Annotated in this window: 8 protein-coding genes; 2 read left to right on the top strand and 6 right to left on the bottom strand. The window is 63.4% G+C overall.

The annotated features are described in order from the left end of the window. From AC1DT2_RS12330 to AC1DT2_RS12320, 3 genes are all read right to left on the bottom strand, one after another. A partial coding sequence (locus AC1DT2_RS12330) for a hypothetical protein (RefSeq protein ID WP_477296533.1) occupies window positions 1-857 on the bottom strand: 857 nt, incomplete at its 3' end. Window positions 858-965: 108 nt separating this feature from the next. Beyond that, a complete protein-coding gene (locus tag AC1DT2_RS12325) occupies window positions 966-2,831 on the bottom strand; it encodes a beta-ketoacyl-[acyl-carrier-protein] synthase family protein (protein WP_213947583.1) in 1,866 nt (621 codons plus the stop codon). Window positions 2,832-2,913: 82 nt separating this feature from the next. After that, window positions 2,914-3,849, bottom strand: a complete 936-nt coding sequence (locus tag AC1DT2_RS12320; protein ID WP_477296530.1) for an alpha/beta fold hydrolase — start codon at window positions 3,847-3,849, stop codon at window positions 2,914-2,916. A gap of 150 nt (window positions 3,850-3,999) precedes the next feature. Here AC1DT2_RS12320 and AC1DT2_RS12315 point away from each other — a divergent pair, with 150 nt between their 5' ends. After that, complete coding sequence (locus tag AC1DT2_RS12315; RefSeq protein ID WP_477296528.1) at window positions 4,000-4,383, top strand: nuclear transport factor 2 family protein; 384 nt, start codon at window positions 4,000-4,002, stop codon at window positions 4,381-4,383. Window positions 4,384-4,389: 6 nt separating this feature from the next. Here the strand turns inward: AC1DT2_RS12315 and AC1DT2_RS12310 are convergent, their stop codons facing one another. Continuing rightward, window positions 4,390-5,448, bottom strand: coding sequence for a permease (locus AC1DT2_RS12310; RefSeq protein ID WP_477296526.1), 1,059 nt, complete (start codon window positions 5,446-5,448; stop codon window positions 4,390-4,392). Between the two features lie 81 nt (window positions 5,449-5,529). Here AC1DT2_RS12310 and selD point away from each other — a divergent pair, with 81 nt between their 5' ends. Beyond that, a complete protein-coding gene (gene selD / locus AC1DT2_RS12305) occupies window positions 5,530-6,570 on the top strand; it encodes a selenide, water dikinase SelD (protein WP_477296524.1) in 1,041 nt (346 codons plus the stop codon). Window positions 6,571-6,635: 65 nt separating this feature from the next. Here the strand turns inward: selD and AC1DT2_RS12300 are convergent, their stop codons facing one another. Further along, the gene (locus AC1DT2_RS12300; RefSeq protein WP_477296522.1) at window positions 6,636-6,968 is read right to left on the bottom strand and encodes a hypothetical protein; all 333 of its coding nucleotides are present in this window, start codon (window positions 6,966-6,968) and stop codon (window positions 6,636-6,638) included. Then, window positions 6,968-7,499 (bottom strand): hypothetical protein (locus AC1DT2_RS12295; protein ID WP_477296520.1); only part of this gene is annotated, 532 nt, incomplete at its 5' end. The genes AC1DT2_RS12300 and AC1DT2_RS12295, both read right to left, overlap by 1 nt.

The following is a 7,499-nucleotide window of genomic DNA, read 5'->3' as shown; positions in this document are numbered from 1 at the left end:
ACCCTGATGAGCCTCAGGCCGTGACCCACGGGCGAGACGAGCAGCCGCAGCACGCACATACCGATGCGCGCGGTGACGTAACCATCGACAAAGCCGCTGGTGATGTCGGCCACCTGCGGGTTGTCAGTCATCCAGCGCAGCAAGAGCCCGGCGAAGAGGAAGAACACAGCGACCGGAAGAAGATCGAGCAGCAGCGTCGCCAGCGCGAACGGCAGGTGGCGTAGCGTGCGCCAGTGGTTGGTGTGATTGGGCGCTTCGGCAGCGGGCGCGGGTTGGTCGGCTTCGTCCGCGTGCGCGGTGAGTCCGCGCCGCGGCCGTGCGAGGAGGCGAAGCATGCCCCATTCGGCGGCGAGACCGACACCGAACGCGATCACGAGCACGAGCAGCAGATGTCCGACCAGCTCGCGTTGATCGCCCCTCGCAAGGTTGTTCGTCGTCTGCCGGGCGACAGCGGGAAGCTCGCCGACGACATGGCGAAGCTGCGCCAGCTGCCCGCCCAACCCATCTTCCCACTGGCCGATGTGGCGAAGCATTCGGGCGATGAGGCCGTCCTGCTGCAAGGGGATGGCTGCTGAAGTGGCTGCGGTAGTGGCCGGGGGCGGAACAGCGACGCGAGCAGGCGTGGGGTGAGCGGCAGTCGATGAGGCGGGCGCCGGGGCGCCAGCCGCTATCGCTTGTAGTGTGCGGATCGCTTCGGCGCGCTTGTGTGCATCCTGCAGGACATCGGCGGCCCGCTGTGCATCGGCCGGGGAAAGGGTCGTGGCCGGGATCGCCGCGTCCTGGGCGGAAAGGAGCGGGGAGGCGAGCATGGCAAACAGGAGCAAGGCCTCGGCTAGGCGAACGGCATGACGGTGCATACGATGGACCGGAGCAAGGACAATACCTTCAACCCTCGGCGATGCGCGGGGGCCCGTCAATCGAAGGTGTGTGAAGTCACCGGTGACTTCTTCCCGTCGTCCCGTAACTCAGTCCAGCCCGATCCACCGATGCTTTTCCGCCATCGACAGGGCCAGCTTCGGGCCGCGTCGCGCCACCCGCTCACGCTGTTCGCGCTCGCTGCGGATCGTCGGCCACGCGGCGAGATACGTTGCCAGTGTCTCGGCATCGCACGCGTACCGCGCGAAGGCTTCCGCCGTGGCCGACCGCAGTGCCACGGCGCCGTTGTAGCCACCGAACCCCTGGGTCGCGCAGATCGCACCACCATCGGCGTTACCCGGCGACGGCTCGGCCTGCAGGTGGAAGTGACTGGCGATCTCGGCAAGATCGGGATCGAGTCGACGCAGCGTGGGTACGCCCGGCGCCGTGCGCCCCAGGACGAACTGCAGGGCCTGCGACAAGGCTTTCAGCCCGGTCTCACCCATGGTGTGGCCATCGCCGACCGCCTTCGGTGTACCGACCACGAGTTTGGGCAGTTCCCCGGTCAGGCCTTGCCTCTGAGCCGCGCCACGCAAGCCCGCCAGCGCCGTGCCGAGATCCGTTTTCGAATTCGTGCGCGTACCCGTGGCATGAGCCGCCATGTACTGGAAGTCGCCGACGCCGTAGCCGTGACCCTGGAACGCCATGTCGAGTGCCTGGACCAGCGCGTTTTCGCCGCCGAAGCCGACACCCGCGAAGTGCGCCTTGCCACCGGCTTCGCCGCTCTGGCCCCAGCCGACGATGATGGACGTGATATCCAGCTGGTTGCGCAGGGCGAATTCGAGGGTGGTCACCAGCAGGCCCGAGCCGCCATGGCCGACCACGGTGCCGTCGGCGTCGACATCGAATGGGGCGAGCGAATCGTGCACGCTGCGCACGTTACCGTCGGCATGCGCGGCGTTCTTGGCGGCGAGCTTGTCGCCCGTCATCAGGGCGCCGCCGCCAAAGGCTTCGAGGATGCCGTAGCGCGATTGCAACGCGGCATCCGCCGCCGTGAGTAGCACCATCTGTGGCTTATGAAAGCCGGGATAGTCGAACAGCATCTGCGGCGCGACATCGGCGAGGGCGATGAGGCTGGAGGCACAGGCACCCACCGCGGTCATCGGCGCCTGCGGCACGCGCGTGTAGCCGATATCGTCCGAGCGCAACGATTCGCGCAGCTCCGGATTCTTCAGTACCCGGCTGATGCTGTAGCTCGGCGAAAGCATGGTCGACACCAGCGCAGGGCCATGCGAGCCCAGCGAGTGCGAGAGCCGCACGGCGAAGGTGTCTTTGGGGATGCCGCCTTCGGGCAACGGCGCATCCGGCCGTAGCCATTGGGCGAGGGCATCCATGCCGCCGAACGCGGTGGCTGACGCCACGCGGAAGTCGAACGGGTTGGGCACCAGTTCCGAAAGCGGGCGCGGCAGGCCGGCCAGGGCGCCCAGGGCGCCGTAGGCAAACAGCTGCGCCTGCAACGAAGGGCTGAGCAAGGCGTCGTCCTGGAAAAGCCCGTGCATGTCTTTGAGCTTTGAGGCACGGATGTCCTCGTAGCGCAGGCCTGCCAGGCGCCGCAGGCCGACGGTTTCCAGATCGTGAGGAAGCGGCGCGGCGATGTCGGTGACCACGCGCGGGGCCAGTTCGCGCACACCGGGTACGTGCCGGATGCCGCTGTTGGCGCGCAGGGACTCGCCGTGCAGCTGCTTCAGTTCGTCCAGCGTGACCGGCTCGCCGGCGTGTTCGCCCGTTGCCCAACGCATGCCATCGACGGCGCTGGCCGCCTCCGGGTCGATATCCACCAGGCCGGCATCGAATGCCGCGAGGGGAAGGAATTCATCCGACCGGGCCACCAGGGCCTGGTAGGTTTCCGTCGAACCCACTGCCGAAAGGGTGCAGGCCGTGCCGACGGTCACAAGAACTTGGTCGCTTCTCAACATGTTTTTGGGTACGTAGTGAAACAAACGAGTCGGTTAGTATAAGCGTCAGGCGCCCCGACCGGCGGTTGCCGGCACGCCGCGTTCAGCGAGGCTGCCTGTCGAGGAAGGCCAGGACCAGCGTGGCTATCTCGTCGACCTTTTCATCCCAGGGGAAATGACCGGCGTCGACCAGGTGGACTTCGGCGTCGGGAACGTCGTGTCGATACGCTTCGCCGCCCTGGCCGATGAACGAGGGATCGTTCTTGCCCCAGACGACAAGGGTCGGCGGCTTGTGCGCACGCAGCCACGCCTGCCAGGCCGGATACGAGGCCACGTTGTTCCGATAGTCGTACAACAGCGCCGACTGGATCTCCTGCTGTCCCGGGCGTGACAGGTGCGCGAACTCGTCGGTCCATGTGTCGGGGTTGTAGCGTTCCGGATGYGAGCTGCCAAGCGTGTGACGTTGCTCCGTGGCCGCTTGCGAGACGAAGTTCGCAAAAACCTCCGGGTGGGCTTTGGGATCCTTCCAGTACTCCGCGATAAGCGCCCACTTCTTCCCGAGCCCTTCCTGGTAAACGTTGGCGTTGGAGACAATCAACGCCTGCACGCGCTCGGGATGCTTCACCATGATCCGAAAACCGACGGGACCGCCGTAATCATGCAGGTACAGCGAGTATTTTTTCAGGCCGAGTTGTTCGAGAAGTCCATTCGTCGTCTCGGCGAGATGATCGAACGTATAGGCGTACGTCGACGGATCCGGTGCGTCGCTCTGACCGAAACCGGGATAGTCCGGCGCGATCAGGTGGTAGCGCGTGGCAAGTAACGGAATAAGGCTGTCGAACTGGCGAGACGACGACGGGAAGCCATGCAACAGCACCAGCGTCGGCGCATCCCTGGGTCCGGCCTCGCGATAGAACACGCCGACGCCGTCGACGGTAACGCGATGGTAGGTGGTCGTCGCATGACTGGACGGTAGCGTGGCTGCGCTCGACGTGGCGGTCATGATCATGCCGGCGGCAAAGAAAGCGAGGGTGTTCATTCGGGGGACCTCTTCGACAGACCTCTGCAGTATCGCTCCGCAGGCGACTCGGTAGCGTGCCACCCGGACATACTTTCGGTTGATGTCCGGCTGTGGGCGAAGGTGCTAGCGTGCGAACAAGCAGCCAGGCCTATTCACGGGAGGTGCGGGATGAACGAGCAGAGCATCCGATCGGCCATCGACCAGCACTGGGCGGCATCCGCCAGCGGCGATCAATTCGCCGAACACGAGATTTACCATGATGATGCGGTTTGCGAGTATCCGCAGTCAGGCGAGGTGATTCACGGGCGGCATAACCTACAGGCGCTTCGCAGCCATCACCCCGGTAAGCCCTCCGGGTTCAAGGTGYGGCGTATCGTCGGGCAGGACCATCTGTGGGTGACCGAGTACATCATCACCTACCAGGGCAAGCGCGCCTTCACGGTGAGCATCATGGAGTTTCGCGACGGCAAGGTAGCGCACGAGACGCAGTATTTCGCGGATCCGTTCGACGCGCCCGCCTGGCGCAGCCAATGGGTCGAAGTACGGACGTAATGCAGATCAATGCATCTGGAGACCCGAGGCTATCAGCCCGGCCAGCACACCAAAGCCCACCACCGCCGCCGCAAGCGACACGAGCAGGCGCCAGGGCAGGGAACGGCCAAGCATCGCCATCGAGGGCAAACTGACCGGCGGCAGGGTGATCAGCAAAGCCGCGGCAGGTCCGGCCCCCATGCCGAGGACGAGCATCGCCTGCACGATGGGTACTTCACCTGCGGTGGGAATGACGAACAACATGCCCGCCACGGCCAGCGCGACGATCCAGAACCATTGTTCGCCGATCTCCGGGCCGATGTGCGGGAACATCCAGGCGCGCGCGGCGCCGAGCAGCAGCACGATCACGATGTATTCGGGGATCAATCGCAGCGTCATGCGGGCGAACACCGTGACCCATCGGCGGCCCACATCGGCCAGCGATGAGGCTTCGTGTTCGGTTTCGGTCGGCAAGGCCTCGAGCGGAGCCGTCGTGTCCCTGATCATGAACCGGTTCGCGAGGTAACCCAGCCCGAAGACCATCGGAACGCTAAGTAGTACGCGAAGCAGCGTCCAGTTCCAGCCGAGGACGAAGCCGGTGAACACCAGTGTCGCCGGATTGAGCATGGTGTTCGACAGCCAGAACGCGACCGACGGCCCTGTGGCGGCCCGCTGCCTGCGGAGCCCCACGACCACGGGTGCGGCGCAACACGTACACATCATGCCCGGTATGCCCATGAGGCCACCGGCTACCGTACCGGCAAAGCCTGGCTTGCCCAGGGCACGTTGAACCCAATTCGACGGGATCAGGGCCTGGATGCCGGAACCGAGCAGCAGGCCGAGCACCATGGCCTTCCAGATGGCTTTCCCGTAAGCAACGGCATAGCCGAGGGCTGCACTCAAAGACGGGTCGGGCGCGCTGGATGCGTCGCCCATCAGGATGGACTTGCCGATGGAATGGTTCGCTGCGGCGTCGAAGGCGCGGCCGTAGTACGGAAACCACTTCACGTAGAAGAGGCCGACGACAGCCAGCAACAGGAAGACGGACCAGCGCACGGTACGGGCGCTACGCAGAGCGACGGACATGGCATCCCCCCGAAAATCGTCTATGGTTATCCTGCCGCATGACCCCTCCGTCGCGCCAGCGCAACTTTGGTGGAGCTTTCCATGACTTGTACCCGTTTGACTGAACTTGCCCATGGCGGCGGTTGTGGCTGCAAGCTCTCACCGTCGGTGCTCCGGCAATTACTCGCCGACAAGCCGGCGACAATGCCGTTCGCCCAGTTGCTCGTGGGTACCGAATCCAGTGACGACGCGGCGGTGTGGCAGGTGGACGACCATACCTGCGTGATCGCCACGACGGACTTCTTCATGCCGGTGGTCGACGATCCCCACGATTTCGGCCGGATCGCCGGCGCCAATGCGCTCTCCGACGTCTATGCGATGGGCGGCAAGCCGATCATGGCGCTCGCCATTCTCGGCATGCCATTGGGCAAGGTCGACATCGAGACCGTGCGCGCCATCCYTGCCGGTGGCGAAGCGGTCTGCGCCGAGGCAGGTATTCCGATCGCGGGTGGCCATTCGATCGATTCGGCCGAGCCGATCTACGGGCTCGCAGCGATTGGCTTGTGCACCCCGTCCAACGTACGCCGCAACACGGGCGCGAAACCGGGTGACGTACTCATCCTGACCAAGGCAATCGGGGTGGGGATCTACTCTGCCGCGTTCAAGAAGCAGTCGCTTCCGCAGGACGCCTATGACGAGATGATTGCCTCGACCACGCTGCTCAACCGCATCGGGCATGAGCTGGGCAAGGATGAGGACGTGCATGCGATCACGGATGTCACCGGCTTCGGGTTGCTCGGCCACGCCATGGAAATGGCGCGCGGCAGCGGCGTGCGCATCGCTCTCGATGAGGCGCGTGTTCCCTTCTTTACGCAGGCAAGGGAGCTGGCCGAAGCGGGCTTCATCACCGGCGCGCCGAAGCGAAACTGGGACAGCTACGGCGAGGGCGTCGACCTGGCCAGCGACCTGCCTTCATGGCGCCGCGATCTTCTGACTGACCCGCAGACGTCCGGCGGCCTCCTGGTCGCCTGCAAGGCAGAGCGTGCCGCAGCCGTACGCATGCTGATCGAGGACGCCGGCTATCCGCGCGCAAGCATCGTCGGCACCGTGGTCGAGGGAAGCCCGGGTATCGACGTGAGCTGAGGTGGCGGCAGAGCATGGGAGTCGAAACCCGACCGCTACTCAAATCTGGGGGGACGTCGGGGCTATCAGCAGCCAAACCAATCGGGCCGCTTAGCTTCAGCTCCTGCCCACCCCCAGTCATGAAACATCTCGATGAAGGATTCATGGTCATAGCTCTCTTGTGGGGAAGGTTCATCCAAGACCGAAAATGCATATCCCAGTTGCTTTACTTCATCCTGATATTGCTTCACCTGTGAATATTGGGAAATTATCAGCATTCCATTTTTTGCCCCCAGATCACGGATTCTCGCAACAGTCCCTATCTGGTGGCCGTTTCCTAAAACAATCACATATCCGGCGTCGATGCCGAGCCCTAGTTCATCGCACGCCTTTACTAACCAATCTAAAATTTTAGTCATTATTGTGGTGGGTCCTTAATTGGAATGTGATCAACTGGCCCAACGTGACCATGGGGCTGCTGAGAAGTAGGGGCGCCGGAATCGTGTGATTCGGGCCCACGTACTTTGTTCGTAGGAAATGGGTCCGGCAATTCTTTGTTTAGATCTTTATAAGCCTGCATGTCACCAGACGTGATTCCGGTTCTCTTATCTGACTTAGCCATATCGACTAAGGCTTGCTTTTCCTTGCTGAAGGCTTTAGACGTCGAAGCAACGTCTTTTGCGATGTTTTCGACGCCCTGCAGGGCATCCTTACCAATTGTGGCTGCTTCCTCACCTTTGCCCAAAGAGACGATAGAAACTGCGGCCATCACCATGTTTTCAGTGCCAGCTGCCGTCCCCTTGTCAGCTACCTGACTTACCGACTCGGCGCCAAGAAGATTCCACGCCGCACCAGCAAAGGCCCAACCAAATGTCGCTACGTTATCGCCTGCGTTTGCGGCGGCCTGAGCATTTTCATCGATGTTCTCTCCGACCGAGGCTTGTCCATGG

It is taken from the genome of Luteibacter sp. P4_E6, from assembly GCF_056401535.1.
Note: the sequence above shows the minus strand (reverse complement) of the source record. Positions and strands in the feature narration are given on the sequence as shown.